A 16,570-nucleotide genomic window follows, 5' to 3' on the forward strand; every position below is an offset into this window, starting at 1 on the left:
TACCGCCCGATCCCGGGTCGAAGAGCCCGCAGTGCCCTTGGCGCTGCGGGCTTTTCGCTTGCCCGGCGACCCCTCGACTGTTTATAGTCAGCATGACTATTAAGGGGGTCGTCGTGAACACCAGCCGGACCGGGGTACCCGGATGCGCCGCAGATCGTCTTCACCGCCCCCGCCGCGCACGGCCGGCGGCCCTGGACCCACGGGGGTGGACCGGGAACCGCCGAAGCCCTGGGCGCGGCGGGGGCGGTGGGGGTGCCCGGCCCGACCGGTGCGCCGGCTACCCGGAGGTCCGATGACCGCCGGATACGACCCGGCCGCCTTCGTGCCGTTCGCGGTGACCGTCGACCTCGCCGTCTTCACCGTGCGCGGCGGGCGCCTGCACGTACTGCTGATCAGGCGCGGCCAGCAGCCGTACGAGGGGGCCTGGGCGCTCCCCGGCGGATTCGTCACGCCCCGGGAGTCCGCGGAGACGGCCGCCCGCCGTGAGCTGGCCGAGGAGACCGGCCTCCCGGAGAACGTGGTGGCGGCCCTGCACCTGGAGCAGCTGCGCACGTACAGCGAGCCGGACCGGGACCCCCGGATGCGGGTGGTCTCGGTGGCCTTCACGGCCCTGGTCGCGGACCTGCCGGAACCGGCGGCCCAGGGCGGCGGGGACGCGGCCCACGCCCGCTGGGTGCCCGTCGGCGAGATCGGGCCTCACCCGGCCTCCGGCCGGGAGGACGCCGATCTCGCTTCGCTCGCCTTCGACCACGCCGTGATCCTGGCGGACGCGCGGGAACGGGTCGGCTCGAAGCTCGAGTACACCTGCCTGGCGACCGCCTTCTGCCCGCCCGAGTTCACCCTCGGGGAACTCCAGTCCGTCTACGAGACGGTCTGGGACACCGCCCTGGACCGCCCCAACTTCCGCCGCAAGGTCCTGGCCACGCCCGGCTTCGTCGAGGCCGTACCGGGAGCCGCCCGGCTGACCGGAGGCCGCGGCAAACCGGCCGCGCTGTACCGGCCGGGACCGGCGACCGCCCTGCACCCGCCCCTGCTCCGCCCCTCGGAAGGACGCACACGATGACGACGACCCCGAAGCGCGCGGCGACCGGCGCCATGATCGGCCTCGCCCTGGGGGACGCCCTGGGCTTCCCCACCGAGTTCAACGACGTGCCGTCGATCCTCGCCAAGACCGGCCCGTGGCGCGAGATGAGGCTGCCCCGGCCGGCGATCGTCACCGACGACACCCAGATGACGCTCGCTCTGGCGCGGGGCATACGGACCGCTCTGGAGCGCGGCCCGATCGGCCCGCTGGGCCTCGCCCGGCCGGTCCGGGAGGAGTACGTCGCCTGGTACCACTCCCCGGAGAACAACCGGGCCCCGGGCAACACCTGCCTGACGGCCTGCGACCTGCTGGACGACCCGGAGCGGGACTGGCGCGATGCCAGCCAGACGGGCTCCAAGGGCTGCGGCGCGAACATGCGGGTGGTCCCGGTGGGGCTGGTCCCCGGCTGGACCGAGGAGGAACGGGCGGGCGCCGCCCAGCTCCAGTCGGCCCTGACCCACGGTCACCCCACCGCGCTGGCCGCCTCCGACCTGACCGCGCGGGCCGTGTACCTGCTCGCGCAGGGCACCGAGGTGACGGGCCTGGTCGGGCGGCTGCGCTCGTACGCCCTGGAGAACCGCACCCGCTACCACGAGCGGTGGCTCGGCGACCTCTGGATGCGGACGGCCTGCGACGCCTCCCCGGAGTCCTACATCGCGCGCGGCTGGGACGACTGCCTGGCAGTCCTGGACCGGCTGGCGGCCGCCCTGCGCACCCCGTCCCCCGAGACGGACCCCTGCCTGACCACGGGGGAGGGCTGGATCGCGGAGGAGGCCCTGGCCACGGCCCTGCAGTGCTTCCTGCTCTTCCCGCAGGACCCCCTGACGGCCCTGCGCCGCGCCGCCTGCACGGCGGGCGACTCGGACTCCCTCGCCTGCCTGGCGGGCGCCTTCGCGGGCGCCCACCTCGGCGCGGACGCCTGGCCCCGCGACTGGGAGGGCCGCATCGAGTACCGCGACGAACTCCTCGCCTTCGGCGCCCTCTGGGACGCCTAGGTCGAAGCCCGGCGGGTGCGCAGGAGGAAGTCGGCCACGCGCGCGTGGTCGGGGTCCTCCGGGAGGCGGGTGGTGGTCAGGGCCGACTCCGTCTCGGAGGTGAGGCGGGACATCCACGCGTCGACCTCGTCCCAGGTGAGCTCGCCGCGGCGGACCGCGAGGAGGCGCTCACGGTGCGGGCCCGCGTCGATCGTCAGGCGGCCCGTGCGCAGGAGGTCGCGGCAGGACAGGAGCAGGCGCAGCAGGTGCATGGCGTGCTTCCAGCGCGGGGCCCCGTGGATACGCACGTCCGCGAGGAGTTTGCCGCGCTGTGAGGCCGCGTACCGGCTGAAGCTGGTGTGGGCCCGGCGGGAGAGGAAGGCCTCGCGGAGCGAGAGCAGTTCCTCGCCGACCGGGGTCAGCCGTTCCACCAAGGGGGAGTGGAGGCACTCCAGGATGTTCGGGTTGGCGCGCAGGGCCAGTTCGCAGAAGCGCTCCAGCTCCCACGAGAACTCCTCGTCCCGCGGGCCCTCCACGTGCGCGGGGGGCTTCTCGAACCGCCAGAACAGCGGCGTCGGCGCGAGGTAGACACCGCGCCGGTCGGTGTCGCTCGCCTCCGTCGCCAGCCCGAACGCCCGGGAGCCCATCACGCACTGGTAGACCGTGTGGTCCCGTACCAGTGTCAGTTCGTCCATTCGGGGAGCCTAGGCACGGGGCCCGCCGCTAAGCGAGCGAGATACTGCCGTCCGCCGCGACCGCGATCTTCTTCTCCTCCAGCGGGCGGGTGGCCGGACCCTTGGTCACCGCGCCGTCCGTGTCCTTGAACTTGCTCATGTGGCAGGAGCATTCGATGGTGCCGTTCTCCACCTTGCTCACGAGGCAGCCCTGATGCGTGCAGACCGCCGAGAAGCAGCGGAAGGACCCGGCGGTGGGCTGGGTGACCACCAGCTTCTCGTCCTTCAGGACCGTGCCGCCGCCGACCGGTACGTCGGCCGCCTTGGCGATGGCCTTCGCCGCGGGTGCGTTGGGGGCGGACTCGCTCGCGGGCGTCTTCCCGCCGCCATCGCCGCACGCCGTCAGCGCGCCGCCTGCCAGGGCGGCCGCGCCGGCCGTCAGTACCGTGCGCCGGGCGGTGCGCGTGGGGTCGCTCATGGTGTCTCCTCGCTTCGTGACCGGATGGCGTGCAGCATCCTGGCCTGCGGCGGGCCTCAGGAGAAGCCTGCCGCGCCGTTTCGGTGGCCCGGCTCCCAAGGTGCCAGTGAGGCAGGGCTGCCGGATGGGCGTACGACCTCCCACACGCGGATCACGGCCTCCCGGTTCAACGGGCCGTGGACGTGCGGGTACCGGCCGCCGGTTTCACCCTCGCGGCGGACCTCGGCGGTCAGGGCGTCCTCGTCGAGCTCCACCGCGAGCAGGATCCCCGGTACCGAGCGGTAGTGCGCGTCGGCGATCGCGAGCGCCGTGGGCCGGTCCGCCGAACAGTGCACGAAACCCTCCGAGTCGAGCGAGGGCGGGGCGTACGGCCGCCCGGGCGCGGCGGTCCAGTCGGCGAGCGGGACGAGGTGGAAGATCATGCCGATCGTTCTACCGCAGGGGTCGGGGGTACGTGCGCCAAGTGGCGGCACTGTCTGGTTCGGGTGACATTGTCCGTGTCTCGAAGCCGGGTACGCCGCTGTCGTGCGGCCCGGTCCCTCTGCGAAAGGCAGGACCATGGCGGGTAACGACCTCGGCTCCCTTCTCGGCGGCCTCCTCGGCGGCGGCCAGGGCGGCGCCGCCGGCGGAGGAGGCAACATTCTCGGCTCTCTGCTCGGCTCGCTCATGGGCGGCGGCGGAGCGGGCGGCGCGCAGGCGGCCGGAGGCGGCGCGGCCAACCCGCTCGGCGGCCTGCTGGAGATGCTCACCAGGTCCGGCCTCATCGACCAGGCGCAGTCCTGGGTCGGTACCGGCCCGAACCAGCCGGTCAGCGCCGACCAGATCAAGGAGGCGCTGCCGGGCGACACGCTCCGGAATGTCGCCGAACAGGCGGGCGTCTCCACGGACCAGGCCGCCGACCAGATCGCGCAGGTGCTGCCGGGCGCGGTCGACAAGCTGACGCCGAACGGCTCGGTGCCGTCGGGTTCGCTCGAGGACATCATCAAGGCCCAGAAGCTCTGACGCGGTTTCCCGCCGGGGCCCGGCCGCCGTCCCACTGGGCGGGCGCCGGGCCCTCGCGCCGTCCGGGCTGGCTACCCTGGCCCGACAGCCCGTCACCTCGCCGAACGCAACCCTGGAGTGCCCCGTGAGAACCGCCGTCGTCATCGGAACCGGACTGATCGGCACCTCCGCGGCGCTCGCGCTGACCGCCCGCGGGATCACCGTCCACCTCGTCGACCACGACCCGGCCCAGGCGCACACCGCGGCCGCCCTCGGGGCCGGTACGGACGAGGCCCCCGAGGGCAGGGTCGACCTCGCGATCGTCGCCGTGCCCCCGGCCCACGTGGCGGCGACGCTCGCCGATGCGATCGGCCGCGGGGCGGCCCGCGCCTACGTGGACGTGGCCAGCGTCAAGGGCGGACCGCGCCGGGAGCTGGAGGCGCTCGGCGTCGACGTCACGGAGTACATCGGCACGCACCCGATGGCGGGCAAGGAGCGGTCGGGACCGCTGGCCGCCACCGCGGACCTCTTCGAGGGCCGCCCCTGGGTGCTGACCCCCACCCGGGACACGGACCACGAGGTGCTGAACCTCGCCCTGGAGCTGGTGTCCCTGTGCCGGGCCGTACCGGTGGTCATGGACGCGGACGCGCACGACCGGGCCGTGGCGCTCGTCTCCCACACCCCGCAGCTGGTGTCGAGCATGGTCGCCGCGCGGCTGGAGGAGGCCGACGAGACGGCCGTCCGGCTGTGCGGGCAGGGCATACGGGACGTCACCCGGATCGCGGCCTCCGACCCGCGGATGTGGGTGGAGATCCTGTCGGCGAACCCGGGCCCGGTCGCCGACGTCCTGGCCGGGATCGCGGCCGACCTGGAGGAGACCGTGGAGGCGCTGCGGAGTCTCCAGTCGGCCGACCTGGAGAAGCGGCGGGGCGGCGCCGCCGGGATCGAGGACGTGCTGCGGCGCGGGAACGCGGGGCGGGTCCGGGTGCCCGGCAAGCACGGCGCGGCGCCGACCGTGTACGAGACGGTGGCCGTGCTCATCTCCGACCAGCCGGGGGAGCTGGCGCGGATCTTCGCGGATGCGGGGCGGGCCGGGGTCAACATCGAGGACGTGCGGATCGAGCACGCGACGGGGCAGCAGGCCGGTCTCGTGCAGCTGATGGTCGAGCCGCGCGCCGTGGCCGGCCTGACGGCCGAGCTGCGCGAGCGCGGCTGGGCGCTGCGGCAGCAGTAGCCCCGCGCCCCGGCCCCGGCGTGGCCGGATGCGCGGTGGCCCGGACGGGCGGGGTCGGGGGGTCCCGGGGCCCGGTAACCTGGAGCAGGGGCGTTTTCGCGCGCCCAGACACGTACGCGCAACCAGGAAGGTGCCCGCACCGTGGAAACCGCAGCTCCGGCAGCCGTGATCGTCGCCATCGACGGTCCCTCCGGCACGGGCAAGTCCAGCACCTCCAAGGCCGTGGCCGCCAAGCTCGGGCTGCGCTACCTCGACACCGGCGCCCAGTACCGGGCCATCACCTGGTGGATGATCAGCAACGGCGTCGACACCGACGACCCGCAGGCCATCGCCGTCGCCGCGGGCAAGCCGTCGATCGTCTCCGGCACCGACCCGGCCGCGCCCGCCATCACCGTGGACGGCCTGGACGCCTCCGGCCCCATCCGCACCCAGGAGGTCACCTCCAAGGTCAGCGCCGTCAGCGCCGTCCCCGAGGTGCGCACCCTCATCACCGAGCTGCAGAGGTCCATCGCCGCCGAGGCGGCCGCGGAGGCCGACGGCATCGTCGTCGAGGGCCGCGACATCGGCACCACCGTGCTGCCCGACGCCGACCTCAAGATCTTCCTGACCGCCTCGCCCGAGGCGCGCGCCGCCCGGCGCAGCGGTGAGCTCCGCGGCAAGGAGGCCGCCGACCTCGCGGCCACCAAGGCGGCGCTGATCAAGCGCGACGCCGCGGACTCCGGCCGCAAGACCTCGCCGCTGGCCAAGGCCGGCGACGCCGTCGAGGTCGACACCACCGAGCTCACCCTCGACCAGGTCATCGAGTGCGTCGTGACCCTCGTCGAGGAGAAGCGGGCGGGCCGCAAGTGAGCGATACGCCCTCCCCCAAGGGTGCGGCGGTCGGCAGGCGCATCGGCATCGGGCTCATGTACGGGCTCTGGAAGCCCCGCGTGCTCGGCGCCTGGAAGGTGCCCGCCTCCGGCCCCGTCATCCTCGCCGTGAACCACTCGCACAACATCGACGGCCCGATGGTCATGGGCACCGCGCCCCGACCCCTGCACTTCCTGATCAAGAAGGAAGCGTACGTCGGCCCGCTCGGCCCCTTCCTCGACGGGATCGGGCAGGTCAAGGTCGACCGCAGCGGCACCGACCGGACGGCGATAACCCGCGCCCTCGGCGTGCTCGACAATGGAGGTGCCCTCGGCATCTTCCCCGAGGGAACCCGGGGCGAGGGCGACTTCGCCTCGCTGCGCGCCGGTCTCGCGTACTTCGCGGTCCGCAGCGGCGCGCCCATCGTGCCGGTGGCCGTGCTCGGCAGCGGCGACACCCAGGGCCGGCTCGTCAAGGGGCTGCCCGCCTTCAAGAGCCGGGTCGACGTCGTCTTCGGCTCGGCCTTCGACGCCGGGGACGGCAGTGGCCGCCGTACCCGCACCGCGCTGGACGAGGCCACCGTACGCATCCAGGACCGGCTGACCGCCCACCTGGCCGACGCCAAGCGCCTCACCGGGCGCTGAGCGAGACTTGACCTAGTAGTGGAACCGCGCTGCGCGGGTACCACCGATCACCACGAACGACGAGGAACGGACTTCATGAACGACCAGCACGACCACGGAGCACTTGGCGACGCCGAGTACGCGGAGTTCATGGAGCTCGCCGCGGAAGAGGGCTTCGACATCGAGGACGTCGAAGGCGCGATCGAGGCGGCCGCGGCCGGTCCCCTCCCCGTCCTCGCCGTCGTCGGCCGGCCGAACGTCGGCAAGTCGACCCTGGTGAACCGCATCATCGGCCGCCGCGAGGCGGTCGTCGAGGACAAGCCCGGCGTCACCCGCGACCGCGTCACGTACGAGGCCGAGTGGGCCGGCCGCCGCTTCAAGGTCGTCGACACCGGCGGCTGGGAGCAGGACGTCCTCGGCATCGACGCCTCCGTCGCCGCCCAGGCCGAGTACGCCATCGAGGCCGCCGACGCGGTCGTCTTCGTCGTCGACGCCAAGGTCGGCGCCACCGACACCGACGAGGCCGTGGTCCGCCTGCTGCGCAAGGCCAAGAAGCCCGTCGTGCTGTGCGCCAACAAGGTCGACGGCCAGAGCGGCGAGTCCGACGCGGCCTCGCTGTGGTCCCTGGGCCTCGGCATGCCGCACCCCGTCTCCTCGCTGCACGGCCGCGGCACCGGCGACATGCTGGACGCCGTCCTCGAGGCCCTGCCCGAGGCCCCCGAGCAGACCTTCGGGGGCGCCGCCCCCGGCGGCCCGCGCCGCATCGCGCTCATCGGCCGCCCGAACGTCGGCAAGTCCTCGCTGCTCAACAAGGTCGCGAAGGAGGACCGTGTCGTCGTCAACGAGCTGGCCGGCACCACCCGCGACCCGGTCGACGAGCTGATCGAGCTCGGCGGCATCACCTGGAAGTTCGTGGACACCGCGGGCATCCGCAAGAAGGTCCACCTCCAGCAGGGCGCCGACTACTACGCCTCGCTGCGCACGGCCGCCGCCGTCGAGAAGGCGGAGGTGGCGGTCATCCTGATCGACACCACCGAGACGATCAGCGTCCAGGACCAGCGCATCATCACCATGGCCGTCGAAGCGGGCCGCGCGATCGTGATCGCGTACAACAAGTGGGACGAGCTCGACGAGGAGCGCCGCTACTACCTCGAGCGCGAGATCGAGACCGAGATGCAGCAGGTCTCCTGGGCGCCCCGCGTGAACGTCTCGGCGCTCACCGGCCGCCACATGGAGAAGCTGGTCCCGGCGATCGAGACCGCCCTCGCGGGTTGGGAGACGCGCGTCCCCACCGGCCGGCTGAACGCCTTCCTCGGCGAGGTCGTCGCGGCCCACCCGCACCCGATCCGCGGCGGCAAGCAGCCCCGCATCCTGTTCGGTACCCAGGCGGGCAGCAAGCCGCCGCGGTTCGTCCTCTTCGCCTCCGGCTTCCTGGAGCACGGCTACCGGCGCTTCATCGAGCGCCGGCTGCGCGAGGAGTTCGGCTTCGAGGGCACCCCGATCCACATCTCGGTGCGGGTGCGCGAGAAGCGCGGCGCCCAGTACAAGAAGAAGAAGTAGCCGCCCCGGGGTCAGTAGCCCCGGCGCGGAGCGGGCGGCAGGGCCGCCGGGATGGGCGTCATCCCGGTCTGGCGCTGCCGCCCGTCGGTGTATCCGGCGCCGCCGGCGTACGAGTAGGCGGGCGTCGGCTGCGGCTGCGCCACGTACGTGGGCTGCCAGCCGTCGGCCCGCTGCCACGGGGAACCGCTCCAGCCGCTGTCGTACGAGCTGCCCGTGCCGGTGTACCCGCCCCCGTACGAGAAGGCCGTGAACCCGAGGTCCTCCTCGCCCGTACGGTCGCCCGGCAGCGCCCGGAAGGCGCGCAGGTACTCCGAGTACAGGGCGTCGTAGATCGGGGTGTGCGAGACGGGGCTCGTACGGGACGGGGCGCGGGAGGAGTCGTATGGATGCACGTATCAGCCAACGAAACCGGCGCCCTGCGGATGCGGGGTGACGGGCGGAAAACGCGGATCGCCGCCGGGGTCGACCCCGGCGGCGATCCGTGACTGCCGTGCTCTGGTGCCGTGGATCAGGCGCCCGGCGTACCGGCCAGGGGCATCGAGGCGGCCACGAGCTTGCCCGCGGCGGCGGCCTTGTCCAGGGCGTCGCGCAGCAGGTCCTCACGGGGCTGCTGGCCGATGGACCCGACCGGGGCGGCGTAGATGAGCACGCGCTGGGTCTTGTTGACGGCGTTGCGCCAGCCCTCGGTGACCGACAGCGCCTGGTGCGCCTGCCACCAGGCGACCGGGCGGCCGCCGTCGGCGCCCGGCTGCAGGACGGCGTGCAGCTGGCCGCCGGCGAGCAGGACGGACCAGCCGCTCAGCGCGGTGGGGAGCTGGGCGGTGTCCATGACCGGGATGAAGCCCTGCTCGATGAGGAGCGGGAGGAAGTCGTCGCCGGGGCCGTCGCTGCCGGGGCGGGCGATCGGCGCGGTCGGCTCGACCACCAGGGCGGGGTGCAGCTCCCCGCCGATCAGCACCAGGCCGCTGGTGATGCCGAGGACGGCCTGGCCGCCGGGCACGTTCTGCGGGGCCTCGCCGGCGGCGGGCGCCGCCGGGCTGTCACCGGTGATGCTGGCGACGGCGCCCTGGAGCTGCTCCTCGGACACGGTCACCACCTGCGAGGGGATGCAGGTGGCATGGGCGAAGGCAAGGACGGCCGTCTCCTCGCCGACGAACAGCACCGTGCTGGTGCGGTCGTTCTCGGGGTCGCCCGGGGTGCGGCAGGAGGTGCAGTCGTAACTGCGCGGCGCGTCCTCGCCGACGAGCAGCCTGTCGGCTTCTTCGTCACCGATCTCGGCACGTACCTCATCACTGACGTCGAGCATGCGCGGCACGGGGTGGCTCCTCGGCATAGGTGCAGGGGCCGGGTGGTTCCCGGCTCGCCGGGCTCAACGGGGGAGCGGCGGCCGGGGTCACGCCATTGGAGGGAACGGAATCGAACCGGGCCCCCGTACGAGTGAACGCCCCGGCGGGGCCTTCGATTCATGCCAACTGTTTTCTGATTGTGCGCAGTTGATGGCCGTGATTGGCCGTTTGGGGGAGGGATGGCCGGTCGGCCGAGCGGGTGGGGTGCGGGGCGCGCACGGCGCGCCGGGCCGGGAGGGCCGCGGGCGCTGCGTAGCGTGACGCGATGCCCCACCTCCGGATCCGGCGTCGCCGGCGGGCCAGGGCCCGTCTCGGCGCCGCTGCCGTCGCCGCCGCGCTGGCTCTCGTACTCCCTGCCGGTGCGGCGGCGGCCCTCGCCCCGCCGCCGCCCGCGCCCGGGCCGGCGGGGGCGGCGCACCCCGGCTCGCCGGGGGTGATCGGAACCGGGCCGGGGGACTGCGGGCCGGGCAGGGAGTGGCCCTGGGACTGCGTCGCCGACTGCGAGAGCAGCGGGCGGTGGGCGATCAACACCGGCAACGGCTTCTACGGCGGGCTGCAGTTCCGGCAGCCGACGTGGGAGGAGTACGGGGGGCTGGTGTTCGCGCCGCGCGCCGACCTGGCGAGCCGGGTCCAGCAGATCCGGGTGGCGGAGGACGTGCTCGGCGCGCGGGGCTGGGACGCCTGGCCGACGTGCTCGAAGCGGTACGGCCTGGCCGGGCGGATGCACGTGGTGCGGAGCGGGGACACCCTGGACTCGATCGCGCGGAAGCACCGGGTGCGGGGCGGGTGGCGGGCGCTGTACGCGGCGAACCGGGAGGTGGTCGGGGCCAGGCCCGGGGCGCTCGTGGTGGGCACGCTGCTGGTCATTCCGGAGCGGGCACCGGCCCGGCCGCCGGGTCCGGTGGTACCGGCGGCTCCGGCCGGTCCGGCCCCCGTCCCGCCGGCCGCTCCCCCGTCCCCTCGGCCGCTGCTGCCGTACCGGCCCTGAGCGGCCCGGCAGACGCTGGCAGACTGCGGCCATGCTCGAGACCTCCGCACGGCTGCTGCGCCTGTTGTCCCTGTTGCAGGCCCACCGCGAATGGACCGGGGCGGACCTCGCCGACCGGCTCGGGGTGACGCCGCGGACGGTACGGCGGGACGTGGACCGGCTGCGGGAGCTGGGCTATCCGGTCAACGCCAGTCCCGGGACCGGCGGCGGCTACCAACTCGGGGCCGGGGCCGAGCTGCCGCCGCTGCTGCTGGACGACGACGAGGCCGTGGCCGTCGCGGTCGGGCTGCGGACGGCCGCCGGGAACGGGGTCGAGGGGATCGGGGAGGCATCCGTACGGGCCCTCGCCAAGCTGGAGCAGGTGCTGCCGGCGCGGCTGCGGCGCAGGGTGTCCGCGCTCAACGAGTTCACCGTGCCGATGCTGCGCGGGGCCGAGCGGTCCAGCGTGGACCCCTCGGTGCTGACCGAGCTGGCCGCGGTGTGCCGCGACACCGAGCGGCTGCGCTTCGGGTACCGCGACCACGGGGGCAACGTCACCCGCCGCACCGTCGAGCCGCACCGGCTGGTGTGCACCGAGCGGCGCTGGTACCTGGTCGCCTGGGACCTGGAACGCGGGGACTGGCGGACGTTCCGGGCGGACCGGATCGAGCCGGCACCGCCCCACGGACCGCGGTTCACGCCGCGCGAGCCGCCCGCCGCGGACCTCGCCGCGTACGTCTCCCAGGGCGTGTCGCAGCGGGCGTACGCGGCCCGGGCGGTGGTGCGGCTGAAGGTTTCCGCCGAGGAGGCGGCCCGGATCATCGGGCCGAGCGACGGGGCCCTGGAACCGGTCGACGGGCAGAGCTGCCTGCTGCGCACCGGGGCGGTCAGCCTGGACGTCCTGGTGATTCACATCATGCTGCTCGGCTGTGAGTTCGAAGTGGTCGAGCCGCCGGAGCTGACGGATCGGATCAGGGCGGCGAGGGATCTGCTGGGGCGGGCGGTGGAGCCGCCGAGGTGAAGGAAATGTGGCGGACCTGAGGGGGATTCACCTGGTCTGGTCCACCGGTCCAGTGACAATCTCCTACCGGAATTCCAGAGGTTCGGCAGGGGGTTTCGGAAGAAATTCCAATGCACCTGAACGGCGGGCGTGTCGCGGGCCGGAAAGCAATTGGCAGTTGTCGATATTCTGTGACACAAGCGTGACCCGGGACGGACGAACGTGTCGGCGTGGCGCTGACGAACGACGAAGGCGGGCCGGGTCAGAGACCCGGCCCGCCTTCATATCGCGGGGTGCGGTGGTGCGTACCGGCCCCGCGGTGGTTCAGCCCCCGGCGACCGGGCGGGCCGCGGTGCTCCGGGCGGCGGCCCGCTCGCCGTGGGCCGGCCGGCGGCTGCCGACCGGGGTGACCGGGGTCCGCTCGGAGCGGATCAGGTGCGGCCGGGCGGTGAGCAGGGGCGCCGGCCGGGCCGCCGGGGTGTGCACGGCCGCGGCGGCGTGCGCCGGGGCCGTCGTGGCGGGCTCCCCGGCGGTCTCCGCGGCGACGGCGGGCTGGAGCCGCCACTTGCCGCCCGCGGAGAGCAGCGGGGTGAGCGCGGACACGACCGGGGCGGGCATCCGGCCGGTCTCCGCGCGGCGGCGCAGCAGCTCGCGCAGCTCGAAGACGTAGGCCTCGGTCCGGGCGATGAGCGGCTCGAACCAGGGCAGGGCCAGCAGGATCAGCAGTCCCGCGGACCAGCCGAGCAGCACGTCGCTGACCCAGTGCGTGCCGAGGTAGACGGTGGTGGCGCCGACGCTCAGCGAGACGACGGCGGACACCACGGACAGCACCCGCCGGGTGACCACGGTCGACGCCAGGTAGGCGAGGATCCCCCAGGTCACGACGGCGTTGGCGGTGTGGCCGGAAGGGAATATATCGCCGCCCGCGAAGAGTTCGGCCGAACCGATCTCGGTGGCGTAGTGCGGGCCGAGCCGGCCGAGGCCGAGCTTGACCGACCCGACGGTGACGTTCAGCAGGAGCAGCGCCACGCCGAGCGTGATCAGCGGGCGGAGGGTGTGCTGGCGCCAGGAGCGCCAGCCGAGCCATGCGGCGACCATGACCGCGGTGGGTCCGCGCTGGCCGAGTACGACGAGGTAGTCGAGGAAGGCGTGCAGCTGCGGCCACTGCTCGTACGGCCGGAAGAACATGACCTGCCAGTCCAGGCGGACGAGCCAGGACGTGGTCAGTACGGCCACCACGATCGCGAGATAGAAGGCGAGGGTCGATCCGAGGAGCACGACGCGGTGCCGGCTCATCTGCGGGGTTTGCAGATGAGCCGGTCGCTCTGGTTCCCGGTCCAGGCGGGCGAACACCCGCTCCAGACGGGTCAGGATTTGATCGGTACGCACTCAATCGACGTTACCGCGCGCGGCTGGTCGGCCCGGGCGAATCGCGGGCTTTGTGATGACCATGTGATGTGGAGTTGGTCTCACGCGGGACTTAATTCCCAGTATTTCGGCAATGGTTGGAGCGTTCTTGATCAACCGCCCTGGCAATTGTTTCGCACACTTACCCGGACTCTATTGCAGCGACGCGTTTCCTTTGCCGAACGATGGAACGGAATGATCCATTCCGTTATGGCGGGCCCGAGCCGTTCAGCCAGAACGCCCCGTAGACCGCCGAGGCCAGCGCCGCCGCACCCAGGACCAGGGCCGCCCGCCGGGTCCGCCACCGGGCCACCGCCACCGCCACCGGCAGCACCAGCGGGAAGGCCGGCAGCAGGAGCCGCGGCTTGGAGCCGAAGTACCCGGACGCGCACAGCGCGAGCGCCACCACGATCCCGCCGTACACGAGCAGCGGCAGCGGCTGCCGCTGCCGCACGCACCGCCCGTACAGCCAGAGCACCAGAACGACCCCCGCGATCAGCCCGAGCCCGGCCGCGAAGGCGGGCGAGGCGAGCTTCGCCCCGATGAACCGGGCGAAGGCCCAGCCGCCGTCGAAGCCGTTGCCCCAGCCGCCCTGTACGTCCAGGTACCCGAGCAGCCCCCCGCCGGTGCGCGCGCCGACCCACAGCACGTACGCCCCGGCACCCAGCGGAGCCAGCAGCGCACCTGCGGCCATCCGCCAGGACCGCTCACCGCCGCGCCAGGCCAGTACGAGGGCCACCCACACCCCCGCGACCACCGCGGCGCCGACCGGGCGGGTCAGCCCCGCCCCCGCCGCGAGCAGGCCGGCCGTGAGCCACCGGCCGCGCAGGGCCCCGTACAGCGCCCAGGCGGCCAGCGCGGTGAACAGCGACTCGCTGTACGCCATGGACTGCACGACCCCGACGGGCAGCGCCGCCCAGACGGCGACGGCGAGCACCCCGGCCCGTCGGCCGTGCAGCAGGTCCGCCACCGCGAAGATCCCCCAGGCCGCGGCGAGCCCCGCCAGCGCCGAGACCACCAGGCCCGCGGAGCCGTACGCCAGTCCGGTCGCCGCCGACACCAGCCGCTCCAGCCAGGGCAGCAGCGGGAAGAATGCCAGGTTCGAGTGGACGTCCCCGTTCGGCAGGACCACCTCGTACCCGTACCCCTCCGCGGCGATGCGGGCGTACCAGAGCGAGTCCCAGCGCGCCGACAGCAGCGTGTGCGGGCTGCTGCCGGCCGCCGCACTCCACACCGCGAGCACGGCGAGCCCCAGCAGGCGGACCGCCGCGAACACCGCGAGCGCCGGCGCCGCGACGGCGAGCGCGGGCGCGGGCCGGCGGAATCCAAGATCTTTCACGGGCATGATTATCGGTGGCGCGCATCCGGGCGCCGACCGGGACCACGGGCCGTGAGCGCGCGCGCACGCGGCGGAAGGGGCGGGGCGGGGGAGTGGCGCACACCACAGCGCGGCCTCCGCCGGGATGAGAGCTTGACCACGTGTGGGACAGGCGAACTCGCGTACGCTGACCGTTCACTCGCGTGTCGATGCCGGACCCCGTTGGACGCCGCACAGCGCACCACCCCCCGTGGCTCCGCAAGACGCTGGTCCGCCGAGCGCGAGGGATCACCTGGGAGGTACATGCATGTCGGGGACGAACGCGGCCGGAGTCCGGACCACTGGCTCCTGGCAGCGGCTCCGCGCGGCCTCCGGCGGGGGCAATCGCTGGGTCGTCCTGGCGGTGCTGTGCGTCAGCCTGGTCCTCGTCGCCCTCGATGCGACGATCCTGCACGTCGCCGTCCCCTCCCTCACCGAGGACCTGCGCCCCGGCTCCATCGAGCTCCTGTGGATCGTCGACGCCTACCCGCTGGTCTGCGCCGCGCTGCTGATCCTCTTCGGCACCCTCGGCGACCGGGTCGGCCGCCGCCGCATACTCCTGCTCGGCTACGGGCTCTTCGGCGTGGCCTCTGCCATGGCGGCCCTCGCCGAGAACGCCCAGGTCCTCATCGCCGCCCGCGCCCTGCTCGGCATCGGCGGCGCGATGATCATGCCCGCCACGCTGTCGATCCTGCGCCAGGTCTTCCCCGACCGGCGCGAGCGGGCCCTCGCCATCGGCATCTGGACCGCCGTCGCGGCGGTCGGCGCCGCGAGCGGCCCCGTACTCGGCGGCTTCCTCGTCGAGCACTTCTGGTGGGGCTCCGTCTTCCTCATCAACATCCCGCTGATGGCACTGATCCTGCCGCTGGGGCGCTGGCTGCTCCCCGAGTCGAAGGGCTCCTCCGACGGGCCGTGGGACGTGACCGGCGCGCTGATGGCCGCCGCCGGCGTGCTCGGTTCGGTGCTCGGCATCAAGCGGTTCGGCGCGGAGCGCGACCTCCTCGACCTCGAGGCGCTGATACCGCTGGTGATCGGGGTGGCGCTGCTCGTCGTGTTCGTGCGGCGGCAGAAGCGGCGCCCGCACCCGCTGATCGACATGCGGATGTTCTCCCGCGCCGCCTTCTCGACCTCCGTGGGCTGCATCGTGCTCGCCATGCTGGCCCTGGTCGGCCTGGAGCTGATCGCCGTCCAGTACCTCCAGCTGGTGCTGCACCTCAGCCCGCTGGAGACCGGCCTGCGGCTGCTGCCGCTGACCTTCGCCGCCATGGCCGCCGGGGCCACCGGGTCCTACACCCTGGCCCGGATCGGCCCGCGCACCATGGTCTCGCTCGGCTTCCTGCTCACGGCGTTCGCAGTGGTCCTGCTCACCTTCATGGGACACCACGACCGTCCCGTCCTGCTGACGGTCGGCTTCATCCTGCTCGGGTTCGGGCTCCAGACCACGCTGTTCGCGGCGTACGAGTCCATGCTGAACGAGGCCCCGGCGGCCGCCGCGGGCGGCGCGGCCTCGATCGGCGAGACCTCGTACCAGCTGGGCGCGGGCATGGGCATCGCGCTGCTGGGCAGCGTGATGAACGCCGCGTACGCGCCGGGGCTGGCGGGGGTGCCGGGGGTTTCGGCCGCGGACTCGGCCGGTGCCGCGCACTCGCTGGGCGAGGCCTACCAGATCGCCGCGCAGCTCGGCGGGCCGGCGGGGGAGGCGCTGCACGCGGCGGCGCGCAACTCGTTCGTGCAGGGCCTCCACGTGACCCTGCTGGTCAGCGCGGGGTTCTTGATCGCCGGGGCAGTGATGGCGCTGAAGCTGCCGCGAGTGATGGACTGCGGTGCCGAGGCCGGCGGGGGCGAGGTCGTGCGGTTGCCGGCGCAGGCCTCCGCGGAGCCGGCTGCGCCGTCCGCCGTGAAGATCCCGGCCCCTGCGGAGCCGGACCCGGCGGTGGGCCGCGTGTCGGGGCGCGCGGGCTGAGCCCCTGGGGGTGACGGGGTCGGGGCTGGATTTGCCCGGCGGCGGTGGCTAGCGTCAGCGGCGCGGCGTAAAA

17 protein-coding genes are annotated in these 16,570 nt (G+C 73.6%); 10 read left to right on the forward strand and 7 right to left on the reverse strand.

Annotation, left to right across the window (positions count from 1 at the left end; translation table 11 throughout):
* Positions 1-292: 292 nt before the first annotated feature.
* Together ACIPUC_RS34335 and ACIPUC_RS34340 are read left to right on the forward strand one after the other, a co-directional pair.
* Positions 293-1,063, forward strand: coding sequence for an NUDIX hydrolase (locus ACIPUC_RS34335; protein WP_446594292.1), 771 nt, complete (start codon positions 293-295; stop codon positions 1,061-1,063).
* Complete coding sequence (locus ACIPUC_RS34340) at positions 1,060-2,079, forward strand: ADP-ribosylglycohydrolase family protein (protein ID WP_446594293.1); 1,020 nt, start codon at positions 1,060-1,062, stop codon at positions 2,077-2,079. Before ACIPUC_RS34335 ends, ACIPUC_RS34340 begins: the two co-directional genes overlap by 4 nt.
* On the opposite strand, the gene ACIPUC_RS34345 is transcribed toward ACIPUC_RS34340, so the two are convergent.
* Genes ACIPUC_RS34345 through ACIPUC_RS34355 form a run of 3 tightly spaced genes read right to left on the reverse strand, consistent with a single transcriptional unit; the run spans position 2,076 to position 3,632 of the window.
* The gene (locus tag ACIPUC_RS34345) at positions 2,076-2,753 is read right to left on the reverse strand and encodes a nucleotidyltransferase domain-containing protein (protein ID WP_446594294.1); all 678 of its coding nucleotides are present in this window, start codon (positions 2,751-2,753) and stop codon (positions 2,076-2,078) included. The genes ACIPUC_RS34340 and ACIPUC_RS34345 overlap by 4 nt on opposite strands.
* Positions 2,754-2,781: 28 nt before the next feature.
* Entirely contained in the window at positions 2,782-3,210 is a 429-nt protein-coding gene (locus ACIPUC_RS34350) for a Rieske (2Fe-2S) protein (RefSeq protein WP_446594295.1), read from the reverse strand.
* A gap of 56 nt (positions 3,211-3,266) precedes the next feature.
* Positions 3,267-3,632 (reverse strand): DUF952 domain-containing protein, encoded by a 366-nt coding sequence (locus ACIPUC_RS34355; protein WP_446594296.1) that lies wholly within the window; start codon positions 3,630-3,632, stop codon positions 3,267-3,269.
* 136 nt (positions 3,633-3,768) lie between these two features.
* On the opposite strand from ACIPUC_RS34355, the gene ACIPUC_RS34360 reads away from it, so the two are divergent.
* The 5 genes from ACIPUC_RS34360 to der all read left to right on the forward strand — a co-directional run bounded on the left by ACIPUC_RS34360 (position 3,769) and on the right by der (position 8,457).
* Positions 3,769-4,212 (forward strand): YidB family protein, encoded by a 444-nt coding sequence (locus ACIPUC_RS34360; RefSeq protein ID WP_446594297.1) that lies wholly within the window; start codon positions 3,769-3,771, stop codon positions 4,210-4,212.
* 112 nt (positions 4,213-4,324) lie between these two features.
* A complete protein-coding gene (locus ACIPUC_RS34365) occupies positions 4,325-5,425 on the forward strand; it encodes a prephenate dehydrogenase (RefSeq protein ID WP_446594375.1) in 1,101 nt (366 codons plus the stop codon).
* A 141-nt stretch (positions 5,426-5,566) separates the two neighbouring features.
* Positions 5,567-6,274, forward strand: coding sequence for a (d)CMP kinase (gene cmk / locus ACIPUC_RS34370; protein ID WP_446594298.1), 708 nt, complete (start codon positions 5,567-5,569; stop codon positions 6,272-6,274).
* On the forward strand, positions 6,271-6,918 hold the full coding sequence (locus tag ACIPUC_RS34375; RefSeq protein WP_446594299.1) for a lysophospholipid acyltransferase family protein: 648 nt from the start codon (positions 6,271-6,273) through the stop codon (positions 6,916-6,918). The genes cmk and ACIPUC_RS34375 overlap by 4 nt, the downstream gene beginning before the upstream one ends.
* 75 nt (positions 6,919-6,993) lie before the next feature.
* Positions 6,994-8,457, forward strand: a complete 1,464-nt coding sequence (der, locus tag ACIPUC_RS34380) for a ribosome biogenesis GTPase Der (RefSeq protein ID WP_446594300.1) — start codon at positions 6,994-6,996, stop codon at positions 8,455-8,457.
* 11 nt (positions 8,458-8,468) lie between these two features.
* Here der and ACIPUC_RS34385 read toward each other — a convergent pair whose 3' ends face one another.
* Both ACIPUC_RS34385 and ACIPUC_RS34390 read right to left on the reverse strand, forming a co-directional pair.
* A complete protein-coding gene (locus tag ACIPUC_RS34385; protein WP_446594301.1) occupies positions 8,469-8,849 on the reverse strand; it encodes a hypothetical protein in 381 nt (126 codons plus the stop codon).
* Positions 8,850-8,965: 116 nt separating this feature from the next.
* On the reverse strand, positions 8,966-9,772 hold the full coding sequence (locus ACIPUC_RS34390) for a hypothetical protein (RefSeq protein ID WP_446594302.1): 807 nt from the start codon (positions 9,770-9,772) through the stop codon (positions 8,966-8,968).
* Positions 9,773-10,068: 296 nt separating this feature from the next.
* Between ACIPUC_RS34390 and ACIPUC_RS34395 the strand changes: the two genes are divergently transcribed.
* Together ACIPUC_RS34395 and ACIPUC_RS34400 are read left to right on the forward strand one after the other, a co-directional pair.
* The gene (locus ACIPUC_RS34395; protein ID WP_446594303.1) at positions 10,069-10,791 is read left to right on the forward strand and encodes a LysM peptidoglycan-binding domain-containing protein; all 723 of its coding nucleotides are present in this window, start codon (positions 10,069-10,071) and stop codon (positions 10,789-10,791) included.
* 31 nt (positions 10,792-10,822) lie between these two features.
* A complete protein-coding gene (locus tag ACIPUC_RS34400) occupies positions 10,823-11,791 on the forward strand; it encodes a helix-turn-helix transcriptional regulator (RefSeq protein ID WP_446594304.1) in 969 nt (322 codons plus the stop codon).
* Positions 11,792-12,094: 303 nt separating this feature from the next.
* Here ACIPUC_RS34400 and ACIPUC_RS34405 read toward each other — a convergent pair whose 3' ends face one another.
* Both ACIPUC_RS34405 and ACIPUC_RS34410 read right to left on the reverse strand, forming a co-directional pair.
* Positions 12,095-13,159 carry a phosphatase PAP2 family protein gene (locus ACIPUC_RS34405; RefSeq protein ID WP_446594305.1) on the reverse strand — a complete coding sequence of 355 codons (1,065 nt, stop codon included), beginning with the start codon at positions 13,157-13,159 and terminating at the stop codon, positions 12,095-12,097.
* 226 nt (positions 13,160-13,385) lie between these two features.
* The gene (locus tag ACIPUC_RS34410; RefSeq protein ID WP_446594306.1) at positions 13,386-14,522 is read right to left on the reverse strand and encodes a hypothetical protein; all 1,137 of its coding nucleotides are present in this window, start codon (positions 14,520-14,522) and stop codon (positions 13,386-13,388) included.
* Between the two features lie 280 nt (positions 14,523-14,802).
* Between ACIPUC_RS34410 and ACIPUC_RS34415 the strand changes: the two genes are divergently transcribed.
* Positions 14,803-16,497 (forward strand): MFS transporter, encoded by a 1,695-nt coding sequence (locus ACIPUC_RS34415; RefSeq protein WP_446594307.1) that lies wholly within the window; start codon positions 14,803-14,805, stop codon positions 16,495-16,497.
* Positions 16,498-16,570: the final 73 nt, after the last annotated feature.

Source organism: Streptomyces sp. LARHCF249 (assembly GCF_052871255.1).

Bases quoted from the DNA above. Each gene is read 5' to 3' on its own strand.
- ACIPUC_RS34350 (WP_446594295.1), bottom strand. From the start codon at position 3,210: ATGAGCGACCCCACGCGCACCGCCCGGCGCACGGTACTGACGGCCGGC.
- ACIPUC_RS34345 (WP_446594294.1), bottom strand. From the start codon at position 2,753: ATGGACGAACTGACACTGGTACGGGACCACACGGTCTACCAGTGCGTG.
- ACIPUC_RS34400 (WP_446594304.1), top strand. From the start codon at position 10,823: ATGCTCGAGACCTCCGCACGGCTGCTGCGCCTGTTGTCCCTGTTGCAG.
- ACIPUC_RS34335 (WP_446594292.1), top strand. From the start codon at position 293: ATGACCGCCGGATACGACCCGGCCGCCTTCGTGCCGTTCGCGGTGACC.
- ACIPUC_RS34395 (WP_446594303.1), top strand. From the start codon at position 10,069: ATGCCCCACCTCCGGATCCGGCGTCGCCGGCGGGCCAGGGCCCGTCTC.
- ACIPUC_RS34410 (WP_446594306.1), bottom strand. From the start codon at position 14,522: ATGCCCGTGAAAGATCTTGGATTCCGCCGGCCCGCGCCCGCGCTCGCC.
- ACIPUC_RS34340 (WP_446594293.1), top strand. From the start codon at position 1,060: ATGACGACGACCCCGAAGCGCGCGGCGACCGGCGCCATGATCGGCCTC.
- ACIPUC_RS34360 (WP_446594297.1), top strand. From the start codon at position 3,769: ATGGCGGGTAACGACCTCGGCTCCCTTCTCGGCGGCCTCCTCGGCGGC.
- der (WP_446594300.1), top strand. From the start codon at position 6,994: ATGAACGACCAGCACGACCACGGAGCACTTGGCGACGCCGAGTACGCG.
- ACIPUC_RS34355 (WP_446594296.1), bottom strand. From the start codon at position 3,632: ATGATCTTCCACCTCGTCCCGCTCGCCGACTGGACCGCCGCGCCCGGG.
- ACIPUC_RS34415 (WP_446594307.1), top strand. From the start codon at position 14,803: ATGTCGGGGACGAACGCGGCCGGAGTCCGGACCACTGGCTCCTGGCAG.